Here is a 16,311-nt window from a genome sequence, read left to right as displayed (position 1 = left end):
ATGATCTTTTCATGCGCAAGACGTTGCTTAGAACAGAAAAATTATGCAAAAGCTTCTCTTCCGGCGGAATCCAGCAGCATGTGCTGAAGAACCTGGACATCAGCCTGATGGAGGGCGATTTCACCGTTATCATGGGCAGCTCCGGATCAGGCAAATCAACCTTGCTCTATGCACTTTCCGGCATGGACAAACCTTCGCTCGGCGACATCCACTTTGAGGATACAAATCTCTCCAGGCTGAGCAATGATCAGCTTGCCGTGTTCCGCAGAAACAACTGCGGTTTTGTGTTCCAGCAAATTTACTTGCTGGACAATATGAGCGTGCTGGATAATCTACTGGCCAGCGGTCTGCTGGTGAACAAGAATAAGCAGGCTGTTGCCGCCAAAGCCAAGCAACTGCTTATTCAGGTAGGACTGGATGAGGCGTCATGGGGCAAGTTCCCTTCCCAGCTGTCAGGCGGTGAAGCACAGCGGGCCGGAATTGTACGGGCATTGATCAACAGTCCCAGGATTGTGTTTGCCGACGAGCCCACCGGCGCACTGAATTCGGCATCAAGCAGCAGTGTGCTGGATGTAATGAGCGGGATGAACCGGAACGGTCAAAGCATTGTCATGGTCACGCATGATATCAAGACCGCCTTGAGGGGCAACCGTATCCTGTACCTGCGCGACGGAATGATTCGCGGAGATCTGGCGCTGGAGGCGTTTGATCTCCGGCACTATGATATGCGGCAGACACGGCTTACTGCATTTTTGGCTGAGATGGGGTGGTAAGATGAGAATTTTCCATCTCTCCCTCGCTAACCTTAGAAAAGGGAAAAGTGCCACCTTCTCCCTGCTAGTCCTGATCTGTGTCGCTTCTCTGCTGCTGAATATAGGGACGGCGATTGCCACCCGAATGAGCAGTTTTTATGAAGACAAAGCTGAGGAGCTGCACGATGCCCATGTCAGCCTTGTAATGAACAGCGCAAATTATAAGAAGTCCTACGGAGATTATATTCGTTTCTATCCAGGCGTGGAGGAAGCGGAAATGGAGCGGGTGATACTGCTGCCCACAGCCATGCTCCGGCTCAACCAAAGCGATTTCAGCATCCGTACCGCGGTGCTGAATGCCGATAGTGTGAGAGGAATAGCTCCGCTTATATCCGGCGGAGAGACTGCTTCGGGGACAAGCGGTGGTATTTATATCCCCCATAACCTGAAAGCAAGCGGATATCGGCAGGGAGACCCCTTCACCCTTACTTATCGAAATAAAACATATACATACCCGGTAGCCGGATTTTTTGAGTCCACCTTGATGGGGACAACCAAAATGGCCATGCTGAAGTTTTATTTGCCGGACAATGCTTACCGTCAGTTGTCCACAGCACTGGGGCCTGAGGCTGAGGGTATCCTGCTGTCGGCCGTTTTTGAGAATAGTGCCGATTCCGGCACCTTGTTAAGAGATTACAACAAACAGTTCCCGTTATCGAATGAGTCGGTTGATCCCGGTTTTTGGGGAGCGGACCTGGAGACGGCGAAAAGCAGCAGTGCTTTAATCATCACTATTATAGCGATGATTATGGTTGCTTTTGCCGCAATCCTCGTGCTGGTATCACTCACGGTTATCAAGTTCCGTATTACCGATCACATTAATGACGAGATGGTCAACATCGGTGTGCTCAAGGCCATGGGCTACACGAGCGCACAAATTCTGGCTTCGATTGTGCTGCAATTTTTGCTGATCGCCATCGCTGGAAGTACGGCAGGTGTGGCTTGTTCTTATGCCGCCATGCCAGCCTTCAGCGGGGTGATCTCTTCGCTGGCCGGACTGCTCTGGACCCATGGGGCCCACTTTGGAACGGATCTCGGGAGTGTGGGCATAGTAGTCTTGCTCGTGCTTGCGGTGGGACTGCTCTCCTCCAGACGCATCCGCAAGCTTCACCCTGCAGAGGCATTGCGGGGAGGGCTGATGACTCATAATTTCAGGCGGAATCATCTCCCGCTGGATAAGGCCAAGGGCAGCCTTCAACTTGTGCTTGCCTGCAAAACAATGCTGGCCAACAGTCGGCAGAATCTGATGCTCGGCAGCATTATAACCGCGATTACCTTTGCTTCGGTCTTTTCAGTAGTGTTGTACTACAATATTGCAGTAGAGCAAAAGGCCTTCTACCAAATGGTCGGTGCCGAGAAACCCAATGTCGGTATACAGGTCGAGCCCGGTAAAGACAGCGAACAACTTCTGCAGCAGATCGCTCAGATGGAGGGTGTAGAGAAGGTTAACCTTCTGGATTATCTAACAACGACAGCCGAAGGGCAGCGGGTGACTACGGAGTTCTCGGATGATTATGGCAAACTGGAGACCCATACGGTTTATGAAGGACGTTATCCGCAGTATGACAATGAAGTCGTCATCACCGAAAGACTGGCCGTAAGGCTAGGTAAAAGCATAGGTGATATGCTCAAAGTAGAAATCGGGAACACAGCCCATGCCTATCTGATCACCGGTCTGAAGCAATCGTTCCAGGCGGGGACAAATGGGGCGTCTCTGACCCTGGCAGGTGTAAGACACCTGATTCCAGGACACAAAGCTATGACTCTCAACGTATATCTCAAGGACGGTGCCTCTACCCCGAACTTCATCCGTACTGCAAAAGCGGAGTATGGAGACGTCATTCAGTCTTTAACGGATGTGGATGAATCGGTAAAGAGCGGCACCGAAGCGTATACTTCAGCGGTATCTTCGGTGATGGTTGTGATCCTGGCCATCACGGTGCTGGTGGTCATCCTGATTCTTTACCTGGTGATTAGAACCACGATTCTTAAACGTAAAAAGGAACTGGGGATTCTAAAAGCGACAGGCTACACCTCATTTCAGCTGATGACCCAAGTGGCTCTGAGTTTTGCGCCCATAGTCATTGCCGGTATAATTGCCGGTGGAGTGCTGGCCAGTCTCTACACCAATTCCATACTGGAGCTGCTGTTCGCGGATGCCGGTATTACCCATGTGCATTTTATTATACCTGCTACGCTTGTCCTTACCTTGTGTTTCGCCATGACAGGATTAGCCTACCTTGTGTCGCTATTCGTGTCACGCCGAATCAAGCGGATTACAGCGTATGCTTTAATCACGGAGTAATCGTAATGAACACTCCACACAAAATAAGGGTGAGTCCCCCATTAAGACGAGTGCTGAACAGGTTTTCTTTACGGATAAAACGTTGTGTCAGGGCAGGCTGGCCTGTACTAATTCTGATTATTTTGACTATTCCGCTGCTGCTGTGTTCCCCGCTTATGCTGCTTATTCGCTGGATGATACTGGGGACTAAGAAATGGTCCCGTACCGGCAAACATTGGTCCATAGCCATTAGGGTAAGCGGAGGCGGGTTGGTGCTTAATGTCTTGATGCAGCTCCTGGGCCTGCTCCGTGATCCGCCGATAACCCTGGATCAGTTGCAGGTTGGAATGATCAATAACTGGCTGCTGGCAGGTCTGCTGGTGGTCAGCCTGTACGGTGAGAGAGGGCATTATAAGCCGCCTACAGGGGGTTTGCTGATTAAGATGACTGTATGGATGCTTCTGGTGGGTGTGATTCTACTGATTGCAAAGCCAAACTAAAACCACCCCATCTCGGAAATCGGAGATAGGGTGGTCTATATAGGACAAATAAGTGAAGCTGGAACTGCCCGGATCAATCAGGCTTGTCAGTTTCTATAAGGTTCCTGCCGCTCATCACATTTTTGATGATTTCGATAAAATCGGGTGAAGCCTTGGCCTCGACCGCCATCTCATAGATGTTCAGCAACTGCTCATTGGATAACAATTCAAGGGACGAGGGGCGCGGAGAAGGATGAAATTGATAATTCATAGGATTCCTCCATAGGTGGTTAAGAATGTAAAAGATCACTTCTTTAAATGGTACCATTTGGAAGAGTGCCCGTCTCCTTACATTCACCCTGCGAATTGTTCTTTACATATGGTGGGATTTATGGGATAATACCCGATTCCTATGTCATCTTAAAAAGAAAACCAGCCTGGTACCCTAAGGTATCAGGCTGGTACTGTGGTCAAACCGGCGGAATACAGAGTATTGGACAAAAATGAACAATACTGTTATTCCGGAGGCTGCTTGGGGCGAGCCGCTAAGTATTTGTTGAGACGGCGTTCATTCGATTCCGAGACGGTAGTGAAATTCTCCCCATCCTTAAAATAAACGATCTTCCGTTCGGAATCATAACTCTCAATGTTGTTGATGTTGACGACATTACTGCGGTCAAGCCGTTCAAATCCTATGCTTCCATAAGCAGCGAGAAGATCAGACAGCGTGGTGGGGAGAACAAACTCGCCTTCTTGTGTATGGACGAATATTGTATTCTTGTAATTAGAGAAATACAATATCTCTTCCTCCAGGACATCCATGGAGGTGCCGTCATTTCGTAAGACACGCATGTTTTCCCCATCCTTGTTAGACTACTTCCGCAGTTCTTTTGGAATTTCTGGACTATGAATCGTTGGTTTTACCACAGCAGCGAAAAAGCGAGCAGAAGAGGCAAGAAGCGCTGAAGTATGTTTAGCGATTTGTTTTTTCATGAGTTCACCTCCTCTTCCAGGGTATAATGGTTACTGATTGTGCAAAGAATGCTAAACCTACCACTGAGGAATCCAGAAAAAAGTTGGTGCATACCAAAACCAGCGAAATCACCTTTAAATAAGGGAAAAACTTTTTGGGGATTTGTGCATTCCTGTCCGGATTAGGTGCAAACATTAGCATAATAAGTACAGACAAGGCATTGGTAATTAACAGCCAATGCTCGGTTAGGATAAAAAAATGAGGTATGACAGTACTTATTAACACGGATACAATAATGCAGTCTCTGGATTTGGCAAGGTGAAAACCTCCAGACAAGAAACGTAACGTTGAAAAACAAAACAAAAAACTTAGAGAATCCACAAGATTACCAGTGATCAGTCCAATGCCAAAAGTCAAAAGAACGATAGATAATGTATTTAGAATAATGACTAACGCATATTGCATAATTTCTAAAGAGTGAGTTTCTTCGGGATTAGCTTTTTTGATAGTGGCTGCAATTCTATTAGCGATTAAATTCATAGTCTCCCCGGTCCTTCTTATAAGATATTCTTAGATATACATTCAATATAATTCCATACATCAAAGGGATGAGGAAGAAAAATTGAGAATAATGTTCGGCTAAATATATCATTGCAAGAACCAGTATAACTGAGGGAACACTAACAGCAAAAAGTATGATATCGCGCTTGTTAATAATGATTCTTCCGTATGGTTTGTCCGGTACAAAATCAAAGCCCTTCCGCTTCTTGCCAATATACAAACCGATTATTATTGTCGTAACTGCCGGGAGGATTTGAAGTAAATAAGTGCTTCCAGTAACGGAGGGGAACTTTAAATGAAAAAAGCCAGTAAGGTTCATTGTTAATAAATATGTAGACTGTATCAAGGTATAACATAAGTAGGATAGACCATTCATTATCGCCGCATAGAAAATATGTGTTCGAAACAAAAGCCATATAAAGCAGAATGCCAAAATATATTGGGTTAAAATATCAACTTGGGCTAAGCCATAGTCATGACGTAACACGTAAGAGATAAATGCCATAATGATTCCGGCAAATAAAATTTCCTTCATATAGATGTCAATCTTAAATATCTTGAAAGTTAAGAATAACATCGCAGTTGTTTCCAATATCGAAAGTCCCATATACAGCATAAAATCAACCATCCCTACACTCCCGATGTCCAGCGTGAAAAACCTTTGTGTTGCAAATATAATACATAATATTCTAAAATACAACAACGGGAAATGACACTTCCCGCATTAATTTTACAAAAAAAATTGAATGGAGCGTGGTGTTACATGAATAGTCGTCCAGAACGCCAGGAGTATGCGGAATATTCCGCGGGTTATATTGCCTTAGTGCCTTCAGAAGGAGAATACCACTTGCTTTTGGAGCAACAGTCACAGCAGGTTCTGGCCATGTTCGGCGGGTTAAGCGAAGAGAAGGGGGATTACCGCTACGCTCCCGGGAAATGGAGTATTAAAGAGGTACTGGGGCATTTAATAGATACTGAGCGGATCATGTCCTACCGTTTGCTCCGTATTGCCAGAGGGGACAAGACGCCGCTTGCCGGGTTTGAAGAGGGTGACTATGTGGCTGCCGCCGGGTTCGGGCGCTTCACCCTTCAGGAGCTCCTGGGGCAATATAAAGCGGTGCGTGAATCGACGCTTGCTCTTGTAGCCAGCCTTCCCGAAGAAGTGTCCACCCTAGCCGGAACGGCTAACGGGAATCCCATCTCCGCCAGAGCGCAAGCCGCCATTCTGATCGGACATGAGCTGCATCATTTGAACATTATTCGGGAGCGGTATTTGCAATAGGTCCGGCCCATTCTGACCGCGACTTCATTCTGTAGCTGACTCTACAGCTCGACTATAGGGAAATTTGCCCACTACAACTGCTAACTAAGCTATTTTCGCTACTTTAGAGGGAATCGCGCCCGCTAATATCATCAAATACACTCCAATCAAAGGTTTCAAGGAAGATTAACGGGTGTATTTCCCTATAACATTCAGCCCTTGGCCAATATTCGATAATTAACGGGTATAATTCCCTATCGCAGCTCGTTCTCGTTCCATTACCGTCATAGATTAAAAAAGCACTCCGCCCGGTTTCGTCCGGCTGCGGAATGCTTTTTCTTTTTTATAGTGCAGACAGTGGAGGATTCTTGTGGCATTTGCGGCAGACCGGGTAGTAGGCTTCATTGCCCCCAATCTGAATTTGCTTGCCGCTGTATACGGGCTTGCCGTTCTCTACACGCAGGGCCATGGTGGCTTTGCGCTCGCAGAACCAGCAGATGGTCTTCATTTCTTCGATTTTGTCCGCATAGATCAGCATATATTTGCTGCCTTCGAACAGGTTGTTCTGAAAATCGTTTTTGAGCCCAAAGGCCATAACGGGAATATTCAGCTCATCCACAATCCGCACCAGCTGCAAAATGCCGTCTTTGTTCATGAATTGGCATTCGTCGATCAGCACACAGTGGGGTTTGGGCAGGTTCGTACTAACGATACTATAGATATCGGTTTTCTCATCAATGGGAATGGCCTGTTTGCGCAGCCCGATCCGCGAAGAGATGTAACCCACCTCGTCCCGGTCATCAATGGAGGGGGTGAAGATCAGCACCGACTTGCCCTGTTCCTCGTAATTATGTGCCACCTTGAGGATCTCAATTGATTTGCCGCTGTTCATTGCCCCGTATTTGAAAAACAATTGTGCCACGTCCATCTGTCCCTTCGTTATAAGCCGTATTTATATTTTCCGAAAAAAGCGACTTTATTAGAGTATCATATTCGAAGCTTCTGTAGCCAGTGAAAACATGAAGATATGGTATACTAAAATAATGTTTCAGGATCAGAGAACACATCCGGGAAAGGAAGTTTTGCACGTGACTGACAAAATGGATACCTACAAGGAACGGCTGGCCGTTCTTAAGGCAAGCGGAGACTTATCTGCGGAAGCTTTGGGCCTTATGGAGGAGATGCTGGCGGAGTTGACGGAATTGAACCGCAGCAACAAGGCACTCCGGAGGGTGATTTTGAAATCGGGACAAGGGTCTGCGATGTCCACACGTTTGAGGGAAGCGCTGTATGAATAGAAAATGGCTGCACGAACAGATGCACATTCACTGCATAGCGGCGGTCCGTCCGGAGGAATGATTATGGCCTTAATCTTCACTTTTCTCAAAAAATACAGAGTGGCTGCGGGTGCTGCTCTGCTGATGATGCTGATTGAACTGGCGGTGGAGTTGTCCCAGCCTGTGTTGATCGCCAAAATCATCGATCAGGGCATCAGGGAACAAAATGCTTCGGTAGTATGGCTGTGGGGTGGTATTCTGGTGGGAAGCGCAGTGGTCGCGTTTATCGCCGGGGTGCTCAGCTCTTTTTTTGCTTCCCATGCCAGTCAGGGATTTGCTTTTGATCTCAGGGATAAGCTGTATGACAAGGTACAGTCTTTTTCGTATGAGGTGTTCAACCGTTTTGCTGCATCCTCTTTAATTACGCGGCTCACGGGAGATGTTTCGCAGCTTCAGGATACCATCTTTATGAGCCTTCGTTTTATGACGCGGGTGCCGCTGGTCGTGCTGGGCAGTGTCCTGATGGCGCTGATCGTGCATGTGAAGCTGGGGCTGATTCTGGCGCTGACGCTGCCTGTTCTTATTGTGTTCCTGAGCTGGGTCATGAAAAAAGCCTCGGCCATGTTCCGTACGGTCCAGAACCGGCTGGACGGAGTCAACAGCGTCATTCAGGAGAATCTGACGGGCATCAGGCTGATCCGTGTCTTTGTACGTATGGGGCATGAGATTGGCCGTTTTGCTGCGTTCAGCGGCGATCTGATGAGAACGACGATCTCGGCGCTGCGCCTTACCGAAACGACCATGCCTTTCATCATGCTGATTGTCAACGCGGGAATTCTGCTGGTGCTGTGGTTTGGGCGGGTTGAGATTGCAGCCGGGGAGGCTACGCTCGGGCAGATGGTTGCCGTCATTAACTATGCGCTGCGGACGATCGGGGCCCTGTCGGCCTTGTCCTGGATCGTAGTCACCTTCTCACGCGCCCGGGCGTCTTCCCAGCGGATCAGTGAAGTGATGGCAGAGCAAGCAGAGGATCAAGCGGCCGCTGTCCTAAAGGCAACCGGTGCAACGAATACAGCAGTAAACCGGACCCTACAGGGGAAGGTCGAATTTGACCGGGTCAGCTTCCGGTATCCGGGAAGCGATATTCCCGTCCTGGAGGATATTTCCTTCACAGTTCAGCCGGGGCAGCGGGTGGCGATTATGGGAGCTACGGGGTCGGGGAAATCCTCGCTTGTCGCCCTGATCCCGCGATTGTATGAAGAGACCGGCGGAGTGATCCGCATGGACGGCATCCGGAATACGGAGCTGGATATGGCGGCGCTGCGCAGAGGCATAGGTTATGTGCCGCAGGAGGTACTTCTTTTTACAGGTTCGGTAAGCGATAACATAACCTGGGGCAACGAACATGCCACCCAAGAGCAGATTGAACAGGCGGCACAGGCGGCGCAGATTCATGCTACCGTACTGGGCTTGCCGAACGGTTATGATACGAAGCTCGGGCAGCGTGGCGTGAATCTGTCCGGCGGACAGAAGCAGCGGCTGACCATCGCCCGGGCACTGGTGCGCAGACCGTCCATTCTAATTCTCGACGACAGCACCAGCGCGCTGGATGCCGTGACCGAAGGGCAACTGCTTGAAGCTCTGAAAAAAATGTCCTGCACTACGTTCCTGATTACCCAGAAGATCAGCTCAACGGCATCGGCGGACTTGATCTTGCTGCTGGATGAAGGAAGGTTAATCGGCCAGGGTACACATGAAGAGCTGATGGCTGGCTCCAAGCTGTACCGGACCATCTATGAATCGCAGACAGGGGAGGCGTCGCCGTATGTTCAAAGCATTACTTGAGCCCTTTCGCCATCCGCGTCCGGTAATTGAGCTGGGCGCCGGCAAAATATTGGGCACAGGCTCGGGCCGCAAGCCCAAAGCCAAGGCCCGGGATTTTGCCGGAACGCTTAAGCGGATCTGGAGTTATTTGGCCAAACGCAAAGCGAAGCTGTACCTTGTCTTGCTGATGGTGGTCTTCAGTTCGGGACTTGCGCTGCTGGGCCCGTATTTGATCGGAATGGCAGTGGATGATTACCTGGAAGGTGCGGGAGGGCGGTCATGGGGGCTGTTTTTGCTAAGTCTGGCCCTGGTGTATCTGTTCTTCTCCTTGACCTCATGGCTGCAGAATATCTGGATGATCGAAATTGCCCAGGAGACCATCTACCGGATGCGTACCGATCTGTTCGCTCATCTGCACCGGCTGCCAATCTCCTTTTTTAACCGCAGACAGCAGGGGGAGATCATGAGCCGCCTGACCAACGATATTGAGAATGTCAGCTCGACGCTGAACAGCTCGGCCATCCAGATTTTTTCCAGTGTGCTGACCTTGCTGGGAACTGTGGGCGTGATGCTGTGGCTCAGCCCGCTGCTGACCCTGCTCACCTTCATTGTTGTTCCCCTGATGGCGCTGGGGATGCGCTGGATTACCCGGCGGACCGGACCGCTATTCAAAGAGCGGCAGCGCAACCTCGGGGATCTGAACGGGTATGTTGAGGAAACATTGTCCGGCCAGCGGATCATCAAAGCTTTCTCGCAGGAGGAACGGGTGATCTCGGGGTTCCGGGAGCGCAACACACGTATTATGCTCACCGGGTACTGGGCCCAGGCTATTTCCGGCTTCATTCCCAAGCTCATGAACGGGCTGAACAACCTGAGTTTTGCCATTGTGGCGGGAGTCGGGGGCCTGCTGGCGATTCAGGGGACGGTCACCGTTGGCGTTATTCTGGTCTTTGTGGAGTATACCCGCCAGTTCACCCGCCCGCTGAATGATCTGGCCAACCAGTGGAATACGCTGCTCTCGGCGATTGCCGGTGCCGAACGCGTCTTCGAGGTGATGGATGAGGAGACGGAAGCGAGGGATGAAGGAGCGGCCAAGTCCCTCGCTTCCGTGGAGGGGGCAGTCCGGTTCAATGGAGTTTCTTTTTCCTATGACGGGGGTGCGGATACGCTGCGGGACATCACGTTTGAAGCGAAGCCGGGGGAGATGATAGCACTGGTTGGACCTACCGGTGCAGGCAAAACAACACTGATCGGCTTGTTATCCCGCTTCTATGATCCCGCGCAGGGCAGCATCACGCTCGATGGCAGGGACATCACTTCGATTCGGCGGGAGAGTTTGCGCAGCCAGATGGCATTTGTGCTTCAGGAGTCGTTCCTGTTCAAGGGCAGCATCCGTGACAATATCCGTTACGGCCGGCTGGACGCCAGCAATGAAGAGGTGGAGCGGGCGGCCAGGCTGGCGAATGCCCATTCGTTTATTATGCGGATCCCGGGCGGGTACGACCGGATGCTCTCCGCAGACGGCAGCGGCATCAGCCAAGGCCAGAAGCAGCTGCTGGCCATTGCGCGGGCGATTCTGGCGGACCCGTCGATGCTGGTGCTGGATGAAGCAACAAGCAGTATCGACACCGTGACCGAGATCAAAATCCAGCAAGGCCTGCAGGCCCTGATGAAGGGCCGGACCAGCTTTGTCATTGCCCACCGGCTGAATACCATACGCGCCGCAGACCGTATTCTCGTGCTGCAGGCCGGGCGTTTAATGCAGCAGGGCTCCCATGAAGAGCTGCTGGGGCAAGGCGGACTGTACAGCGAGCTGGTGCAGGGCCGGAAGCAGGAGGAAGCCGGCAGAGTATAGAACAGGTAAAGGCAAAAAAAGCGAGAACGTTCCCGGCTGCGCTGCTGCACGGCAAGTAACGTTCTCGCTTGTATGGAGGGGCGGTTAACGGCACTGCCGGAAATCTCAACGATTCGTTCCGGCTTCCGTAGGCGCCGTGTGGCCTGGTTTCTTCTCCCTGAACCGGGGGCCGACGTAGTTCTTCTTGCGGTCACGGGCCAGAATCCAGCCGCCCAGGAAGGTCATGCCGGCCAGAAACAGCAGCAGTCCGCCGCCAAAATGCAGCCAGGCAAAGACCGGGGTCACGGTATCATCGCCATGCATGGAGATATAATTAAAAATATCATCTTTCATCATCAGGAAGCCCTTCATGGCGATGAGGCCGGGGATCACTAGAATCAGGATGGCGATAAAGCGTGAAATCATCAGTCTCATGCGTGCTTCCTACCCTTCGCGTTACTTTCGTGTTCCTTTTATGATAACGCTTCAATGCCAAAAAGTCTATTTGCATATGACGTTTGTAAGTTTTGTTAAACGCGTAAAAGGGAGTACAATGGATTAGGTGAATTGTGAATTAATAATCAGAATCGTCTGTAAGGACTGGAGGATACATATCATGACAATTACATGTGACGTGGCAGTGCTTGGCGGAGGAACCGGAGGGTATGTGACTGCGATCCGTGCCGCACAGCTCGGGAAGTCCGTTGTCGTCATCGAAATGGACAAACTGGGCGGGACATGCCTGCACCGCGGCTGCATTCCCAGCAAAGCGCTTCTGCGCAGTGCCGAGGTCTATGCGGAGATCGGCGAGAGTGAGAGCTACGGCATCGAAACCACCGGCGTACAGCTGGTATTCCCCAAGGTGCAGCGCCGCAAGGAATCCGTGGTGGAGCAGCTTCATCAGGGTGTCCAATATTTGATGCGCAAAAATAAAATTCAGGTCATTAAAGGCAAGGGGCGCGTAACCGGTCCTTCGATCTTCTCCCCGCGCAGCGGCGCTGTGGCGGTGGAGCTGGAGGATGGCGAGATGGAGACCGTGGTCTCCGCCAACCTCATTATAGCAACCGGCTCGCGTCCGCGTGTTCTGCCGGGGCTAGAACCGGATGGCAAAGTGATTCTAAGCAGCGAAGAAGCGCTGACGCTGGAAGAGCTGCCGGCCTCGATGATTATTGTCGGGGGCGGAGTGATCGGCGTGGAATGGGCTTCCATGCTGGCCGACTTTGGTGTACAGGTAACCGTAGTGGAAGCGGCCGGACAACTGCTGCCGCAGGAGGACGAAGAGGTGGCTCGCGAGCTGCAGCGTCTGCTGAAGAAACGCGGTGTGAAAGTGTTGACAGACACTCTGGTCGATGCTGCGAGCTGCGAGGTAACGGACACCGGGGTCACGCTGACTGTCCGCAAAGGGGAGCAGAGCCAAAGCCTGGCGGCAGAGAAGCTGCTCGTATCGGTGGGCAGAGTAGCTAATATAGAGAATATCGGCTTGGAGAATACCGATATCCGTACCGATAAAGGGGTAATCTCGGTCAACTCCAATATGCAGACGAATGAGCCGCATATCTATGCGATCGGCGACTGTATCGGAGGCCTGCAGCTGGCTCATGCGGCCAGCCATGAAGGGATCATGGCAGTGAATCATCTGGCCGGGGAGAAGCTCCATCCGTATCGCCAGCATCTTGTTCCGCGTTGTGTCTATTCACGGCCGGAAGTGGCGAGTGTAGGATACACAGAGAAGGAAGCCAAGGTGCTGGGCCATGACGTTGTGACCGGCAAGTTCCCTTTCTCGGCGATCGGCAAAGCGATTGTATACGGAATGAAGGACGGATTTGTCAAAGTTGTCGCCGACCGCAGCAGCGGGGATTTGCTGGGGGTGCAGATGATTGGGCCGCATGTCACCGACCTGATCGGTGAAGCGGCACTGGCACAGCTGCTTGATGCTACACCTTGGGAGATCGGTGAAGCGATTCATGCTCATCCGACGTTATCCGAGATTATCGGCGAGGCAATGCTTGCCGTGGATGGAAGGGCAATTGGCTTCTAAAGAAAGAAGATGGGCCGGAAGAAGACGTTCTGCAGCGGATGAAGCCAACCTTTGGCGGAAAATAGTTGCTAATCGGCCTTTTCCCGGCTTTTCTTTTGGAGTGAAAAAGGATTATAATAAGGGCAAGTCAAAACTTAGTACCTGGTTTTAAGATCAGAGCATAAATGGTCTTAAGAACCATCATTTCAGGTTTTATGAACAGGGAGGTATCTTTTATGGAATCCCAGAATACGGCAACAACCCTTAACAGACATAAGCAGCTTGGACTCAGCGACGGCCAGGTCATCGATATGTACAGATATATGTTGCTCTCACGCAAATACGATGAGCGCAGCCTGCTGCTCCAGCGGGCCGGCAAGATCAACTTTCACGTTTCGGGAATTGGCCAGGAGGCGGCGCAGGTAGGGGCGGCGTTTGCACTGGACCGGGAACAGGATTATTTTTTACCGTATTACCGGGATTATGCGTTTGTGCTCTCTGTGGGCATGACTACGCGTGAACTGATGCTGTCGGTATTCGCCAAGGCGGAAGATCCGAACAGCGGCGGGCGGCAGATGCCGGGCCACTTCGGAAGCAAGCGCCTGAGAATTGTAACAGGCTCAAGTCCGGTTACTACTCAAGTGCCGCATGCCGTCGGTTTCGCGCTGGCAGCCAAAATGCAAAGAAAGAAATTTGTTTCTTTTGTCACCTTTGGGGAAGGCTCCAGCAATCAGGGGGATTTCCATGAAGCCTGTAATTTTGCCGGGGTCAACAAGCTTCCGGTCATCATCATGTGCGAGAACAACCAATATGCCATTTCGATTCCAGCCCACAAACAGCTTGGGGGCAAGATTAGCGACCGGGCCCTGGGCTACGGATTTCCGGGCGTACGCGTAGACGGCAATGATCCGCTTGAAGTGTACCGTGTCGTGAAGGAAGCAAGGGAGAGGGCAATCGCGGGTGAAGGGCCGACACTGATTGAAGCGATGATGTACCGTCTGTCCCCGCATTCCACCTCCGACAACGATCTGGCTTACCGGACCAAAGAAGAAGTGGATGAGGCTTGGAGCAAAGACGGCGTTGCCGCATTCCGCAGCTATCTGACGGAACTGGGGCTATGGAGTGACGAGCAGGAGCGGGACATGATTGCGGAATGCAATCTGGAGCTGAAAGAGGCGATCGAATACGCCGACAATGCGCCGTTTCCGAAACCGGAGGATACGCTGCTGCATGTGTATGGGGAATCCGCGTCCAAGGAGGGGCAGAACTAATGGCAATAATGGAATATATCGATGCCATCCGGCTGGCGATGAAAGAAGAAATGGAGCGCGATGATTCGGTGTTTGTGCTCGGGGAAGACGTTGGCCTCAAAGGAGGCGTGTTCACCACCACAAAAGGCTTGCAGGAACAGTTTGGTGAGGAACGCGTGCTGGATACGCCTCTGGCGGAATCGGCGATTGCCGGGGTGGCCATCGGGGCTGCGATGTACGGCATGAAGCCGATTGCGGAGATGCAGTATTCCGATTTCATGCTTCCGGCGACGAATCAGATTATTAGCGAAGCGGCCAAAATCCGTTACCGCTCCAATAATGACTGGAATTGTCCGGTCGTCATCCGCGCGCCGATCGGCGGCGGGATCTTTGGCGGTCTGTATCATTCCCAGTGTCCGGAGTCGATTTTTTTTGGAACACCGGGACTGAAGATCGTGGCTCCATATTCGGCATACGACGCCAAAGGCCTGCTGAAGGCGGCCGTGCGCGATCCGGACCCGGTCCTCTTTTTCGAGAACAAGAAATGCTACAAGCTCATTAAGGAAGAAGTGCCGGAAGGCGATTATACCGTGCCGATTGGCGAAGCGAACCTTCTGCGCCAGGGAACGGATATCACAGTGATCGGGTATAGCCTGCCGATGCATTTTGCCATGCAGGCGGCGGAGGAGCTGGAACAGGAGGAAGGCATTACGTCACATATTCTGGATCTGCGTACACTGCAGCCGCTCGACCGTGACGCGATTATCGCCGCAGCCCGCCAGACCGGCAAGGTGCTGATTGTACACGAGGACAACAAAATGGGCGGCATCGGCGGTGAAGTGGCTGCCATTATCGCCGAGCATTGCCTGTTCGAGCTGGATGCCCCTATCTTCCGTCTCTGCGGACCGGATGTGCCCGCGATGCCGATCAGCCCGCCGATGGAGAAATTCTTCATGCTGAGCAAGGATAAAGTAAAGGCTGAGATGCTGCGGCTTGCGCAATATTAAGAGCTTTAGTGTTTGATTTGAGGGGATAGATTGCTTTACTTTGACTTTGGAATGTGTGGGATAATTCCCGCCAAATTAGCGATATATTTAATTTGATCGGGATTAGGTGGAGTTTTTCCGCCTAATTCGGCGATTTTGAAGGTGTAACAGGAATTTCAGGCGATTTAATGGTGGTTTATAAGCTTAAGTCCAAATCAGCGGTTGACTGGGGCCGGGCAACAACTGGTTACCGGACCATCTGTGCAAGGAAGCGGACTCCGTGGACCTTATTTGAGGAAACGAAGAATGTTGTCCTTTTATGCGGACACAGGAGCGCTTATTTCATGAACTCTAGCCCAAAACGAGGGCCAATAGACCAATTAGCGGCTCCTGAGTCCGTTTGGCCAGCAAAATGAGCTTATTTTGCGAAATAACGCTTCTCCAGTCCGTTTAAGTCTGTCAACAGCTTATTTTGCGGTAGAGCCGGTTTACACAACTAAATTTCGATTTTGTAGTTTTTTTGTCCAATTAGGCAGTGTATTCAAACCCCCGGAATGGGAGGAATGAGAGGATGCAAAGCAGGGAGAATAGGGAAACCTTCCTCCGGTTTCTCCCTTACTTCCCTCTGTTCTCCTTCGGTTCGGGTTTGAATACACGCCCTAGTTGGCGGAATTCCAACTATACTAGTTCCTGTGGAGCGAAGATGTTCCATAAGGGCAATAGCAGGTTTTACTGCGAAGACAATCACAGAAG

17 protein-coding genes are annotated in these 16,311 nt (G+C 51.1%); 10 read left to right on the top strand and 7 right to left on the bottom strand.

The annotated features are described in order from the left end of the window. The first annotated feature begins 11 nt into the window (after nt 1–11). From IEY53_RS10785 to IEY53_RS10775, 3 genes are all read left to right on the top strand, one after another. The gene (locus IEY53_RS10785) at nt 12–773 is read left to right on the top strand and encodes an ABC transporter ATP-binding protein (protein WP_189024725.1); all 762 of its coding nucleotides are present in this window, start codon (nt 12–14) and stop codon (nt 771–773) included. A 1-nt stretch (nt 774) separates the two neighbouring features. After that, the gene (locus IEY53_RS10780; protein WP_189024723.1) at nt 775–3,117 is read left to right on the top strand and encodes an ABC transporter permease; all 2,343 of its coding nucleotides are present in this window, start codon (nt 775–777) and stop codon (nt 3,115–3,117) included. A 122-nt stretch (nt 3,118–3,239) separates the two neighbouring features. After that, nucleotides 3,240–3,596, top strand: coding sequence for a hypothetical protein (locus IEY53_RS10775; RefSeq protein ID WP_189024721.1), 357 nt, complete (start codon nt 3,240–3,242; stop codon nt 3,594–3,596). A gap of 73 nt (nt 3,597–3,669) precedes the next feature. Here IEY53_RS10775 and IEY53_RS10770 read toward each other — a convergent pair whose 3' ends face one another. The 5 genes from IEY53_RS10770 to IEY53_RS10750 form a co-directional block, all read right to left on the bottom strand. Continuing rightward, nucleotides 3,670–3,846: a sporulation histidine kinase inhibitor Sda gene (locus IEY53_RS10770; protein ID WP_189024719.1), complete on the bottom strand. Its 177-nt coding sequence runs from the start codon at nt 3,844–3,846 to the stop codon at nt 3,670–3,672. Between the two features lie 245 nt (nt 3,847–4,091). After that, nucleotides 4,092–4,427: a LytTR family DNA-binding domain-containing protein gene (locus tag IEY53_RS10765; RefSeq protein ID WP_189024717.1), complete on the bottom strand. Its 336-nt coding sequence runs from the start codon at nt 4,425–4,427 to the stop codon at nt 4,092–4,094. Nucleotides 4,428–4,448: 21 nt separating this feature from the next. Next, nucleotides 4,449–4,568: a cyclic lactone autoinducer peptide gene (locus tag IEY53_RS10760; protein ID WP_189024715.1), complete on the bottom strand. Its 120-nt coding sequence runs from the start codon at nt 4,566–4,568 to the stop codon at nt 4,449–4,451. Between the two features lie 4 nt (nt 4,569–4,572). Continuing rightward, entirely contained in the window at nt 4,573–5,088 is a 516-nt protein-coding gene (locus IEY53_RS10755) for an accessory gene regulator ArgB-like protein (protein ID WP_189024714.1), read from the bottom strand. Then, on the bottom strand, nt 5,072–5,737 hold the full coding sequence (locus IEY53_RS10750; RefSeq protein WP_189024712.1) for a hypothetical protein: 666 nt from the start codon (nt 5,735–5,737) through the stop codon (nt 5,072–5,074). Before IEY53_RS10750 ends, IEY53_RS10755 begins: the two co-directional genes overlap by 17 nt. Before the next feature lie 135 nt (nt 5,738–5,872). Between IEY53_RS10750 and IEY53_RS10745 the strand changes: the two genes are divergently transcribed. After that, nucleotides 5,873–6,391: a DinB family protein gene (locus IEY53_RS10745; RefSeq protein WP_189024711.1), complete on the top strand. Its 519-nt coding sequence runs from the start codon at nt 5,873–5,875 to the stop codon at nt 6,389–6,391. Nucleotides 6,392–6,713: 322 nt separating this feature from the next. Here the strand turns inward: IEY53_RS10745 and IEY53_RS10740 are convergent, their stop codons facing one another. Beyond that, complete coding sequence (locus tag IEY53_RS10740; RefSeq protein ID WP_189024710.1) at nt 6,714–7,292, bottom strand: thymidine kinase; 579 nt, start codon at nt 7,290–7,292, stop codon at nt 6,714–6,716. A gap of 166 nt (nt 7,293–7,458) precedes the next feature. Here IEY53_RS10740 and IEY53_RS10735 point away from each other — a divergent pair, with 166 nt between their 5' ends. The 3 genes from IEY53_RS10735 to IEY53_RS10725 all read left to right on the top strand — a co-directional run bounded on the left by IEY53_RS10735 (nt 7,459) and on the right by IEY53_RS10725 (nt 11,326). Further along, on the top strand, nt 7,459–7,668 hold the full coding sequence (locus IEY53_RS10735; protein ID WP_189024709.1) for a hypothetical protein: 210 nt from the start codon (nt 7,459–7,461) through the stop codon (nt 7,666–7,668). Between the two features lie 63 nt (nt 7,669–7,731). Continuing rightward, on the top strand, nt 7,732–9,492 hold the full coding sequence (locus tag IEY53_RS10730) for an ABC transporter ATP-binding protein (RefSeq protein ID WP_189024876.1): 1,761 nt from the start codon (nt 7,732–7,734) through the stop codon (nt 9,490–9,492). Then, on the top strand, nt 9,473–11,326 hold the full coding sequence (locus IEY53_RS10725) for an ABC transporter ATP-binding protein (protein WP_189024708.1): 1,854 nt from the start codon (nt 9,473–9,475) through the stop codon (nt 11,324–11,326). The genes IEY53_RS10730 and IEY53_RS10725 overlap by 20 nt, the downstream gene beginning before the upstream one ends. A gap of 105 nt (nt 11,327–11,431) precedes the next feature. Here IEY53_RS10725 and IEY53_RS10720 read toward each other — a convergent pair whose 3' ends face one another. After that, nucleotides 11,432–11,740, bottom strand: a complete 309-nt coding sequence (locus IEY53_RS10720; RefSeq protein ID WP_189024707.1) for a DUF2627 domain-containing protein — start codon at nt 11,738–11,740, stop codon at nt 11,432–11,434. A 181-nt stretch (nt 11,741–11,921) separates the two neighbouring features. Between IEY53_RS10720 and lpdA the strand changes: the two genes are divergently transcribed. The 3 genes from lpdA to IEY53_RS10705 all read left to right on the top strand — a co-directional run bounded on the left by lpdA (nt 11,922) and on the right by IEY53_RS10705 (nt 15,579). Next, on the top strand, nt 11,922–13,343 hold the full coding sequence (lpdA, locus tag IEY53_RS10715) for a dihydrolipoyl dehydrogenase (RefSeq protein WP_189024706.1): 1,422 nt from the start codon (nt 11,922–11,924) through the stop codon (nt 13,341–13,343). 215 nt (nt 13,344–13,558) lie between these two features. Next, nucleotides 13,559–14,593: a thiamine pyrophosphate-dependent dehydrogenase E1 component subunit alpha gene (locus IEY53_RS10710; protein WP_189024705.1), complete on the top strand. Its 1,035-nt coding sequence runs from the start codon at nt 13,559–13,561 to the stop codon at nt 14,591–14,593. Then, entirely contained in the window at nt 14,593–15,579 is a 987-nt protein-coding gene (locus IEY53_RS10705; RefSeq protein ID WP_189024703.1) for an alpha-ketoacid dehydrogenase subunit beta, read from the top strand. Before IEY53_RS10710 ends, IEY53_RS10705 begins: the two co-directional genes overlap by 1 nt. Nucleotides 15,580–16,311 lie beyond the last annotated feature (732 nt).

It is taken from the genome of Paenibacillus albidus (genome assembly GCF_014644435.1).
GTDB classification, from domain to species: domain Bacteria; phylum Bacillota; class Bacilli; order Paenibacillales; family Paenibacillaceae; genus Paenibacillus_AQ; species Paenibacillus_AQ albidus.
This window is presented reverse-complemented; position numbering and strand designations above follow the sequence as displayed.

Coding starts and splice junctions, on each gene's coding strand:
- IEY53_RS10785 (WP_189024725.1), top strand. CDS start 12: ATGCGCAAGACGTTGCTTAGAACAGAAAAATTATGCAAAAGCTTCTCT.
- IEY53_RS10780 (WP_189024723.1), top strand. CDS start 775: ATGAGAATTTTCCATCTCTCCCTCGCTAACCTTAGAAAAGGGAAAAGT.
- IEY53_RS10770 (WP_189024719.1), bottom strand. CDS start 3,846: ATGAATTATCAATTTCATCCTTCTCCGCGCCCCTCGTCCCTTGAATTG.
- IEY53_RS10765 (WP_189024717.1), bottom strand. CDS start 4,427: ATGCGTGTCTTACGAAATGACGGCACCTCCATGGATGTCCTGGAGGAA.
- IEY53_RS10760 (WP_189024715.1), bottom strand. CDS start 4,568: ATGAAAAAACAAATCGCTAAACATACTTCAGCGCTTCTTGCCTCTTCT.
- IEY53_RS10755 (WP_189024714.1), bottom strand. CDS start 5,088: ATGAATTTAATCGCTAATAGAATTGCAGCCACTATCAAAAAAGCTAAT.
- IEY53_RS10750 (WP_189024712.1), bottom strand. CDS start 5,737: ATGGTTGATTTTATGCTGTATATGGGACTTTCGATATTGGAAACAACT.
- IEY53_RS10745 (WP_189024711.1), top strand. CDS start 5,873: ATGAATAGTCGTCCAGAACGCCAGGAGTATGCGGAATATTCCGCGGGT.
- IEY53_RS10730 (WP_189024876.1), top strand. CDS start 7,732: ATGGCCTTAATCTTCACTTTTCTCAAAAAATACAGAGTGGCTGCGGGT.
- IEY53_RS10725 (WP_189024708.1), top strand. CDS start 9,473: ATGTTCAAAGCATTACTTGAGCCCTTTCGCCATCCGCGTCCGGTAATT.
- IEY53_RS10720 (WP_189024707.1), bottom strand. CDS start 11,740: ATGAGACTGATGATTTCACGCTTTATCGCCATCCTGATTCTAGTGATC.
- lpdA (WP_189024706.1), top strand. CDS start 11,922: ATGACAATTACATGTGACGTGGCAGTGCTTGGCGGAGGAACCGGAGGG.
- IEY53_RS10710 (WP_189024705.1), top strand. CDS start 13,559: ATGGAATCCCAGAATACGGCAACAACCCTTAACAGACATAAGCAGCTT.
- IEY53_RS10705 (WP_189024703.1), top strand. CDS start 14,593: ATGGCAATAATGGAATATATCGATGCCATCCGGCTGGCGATGAAAGAA.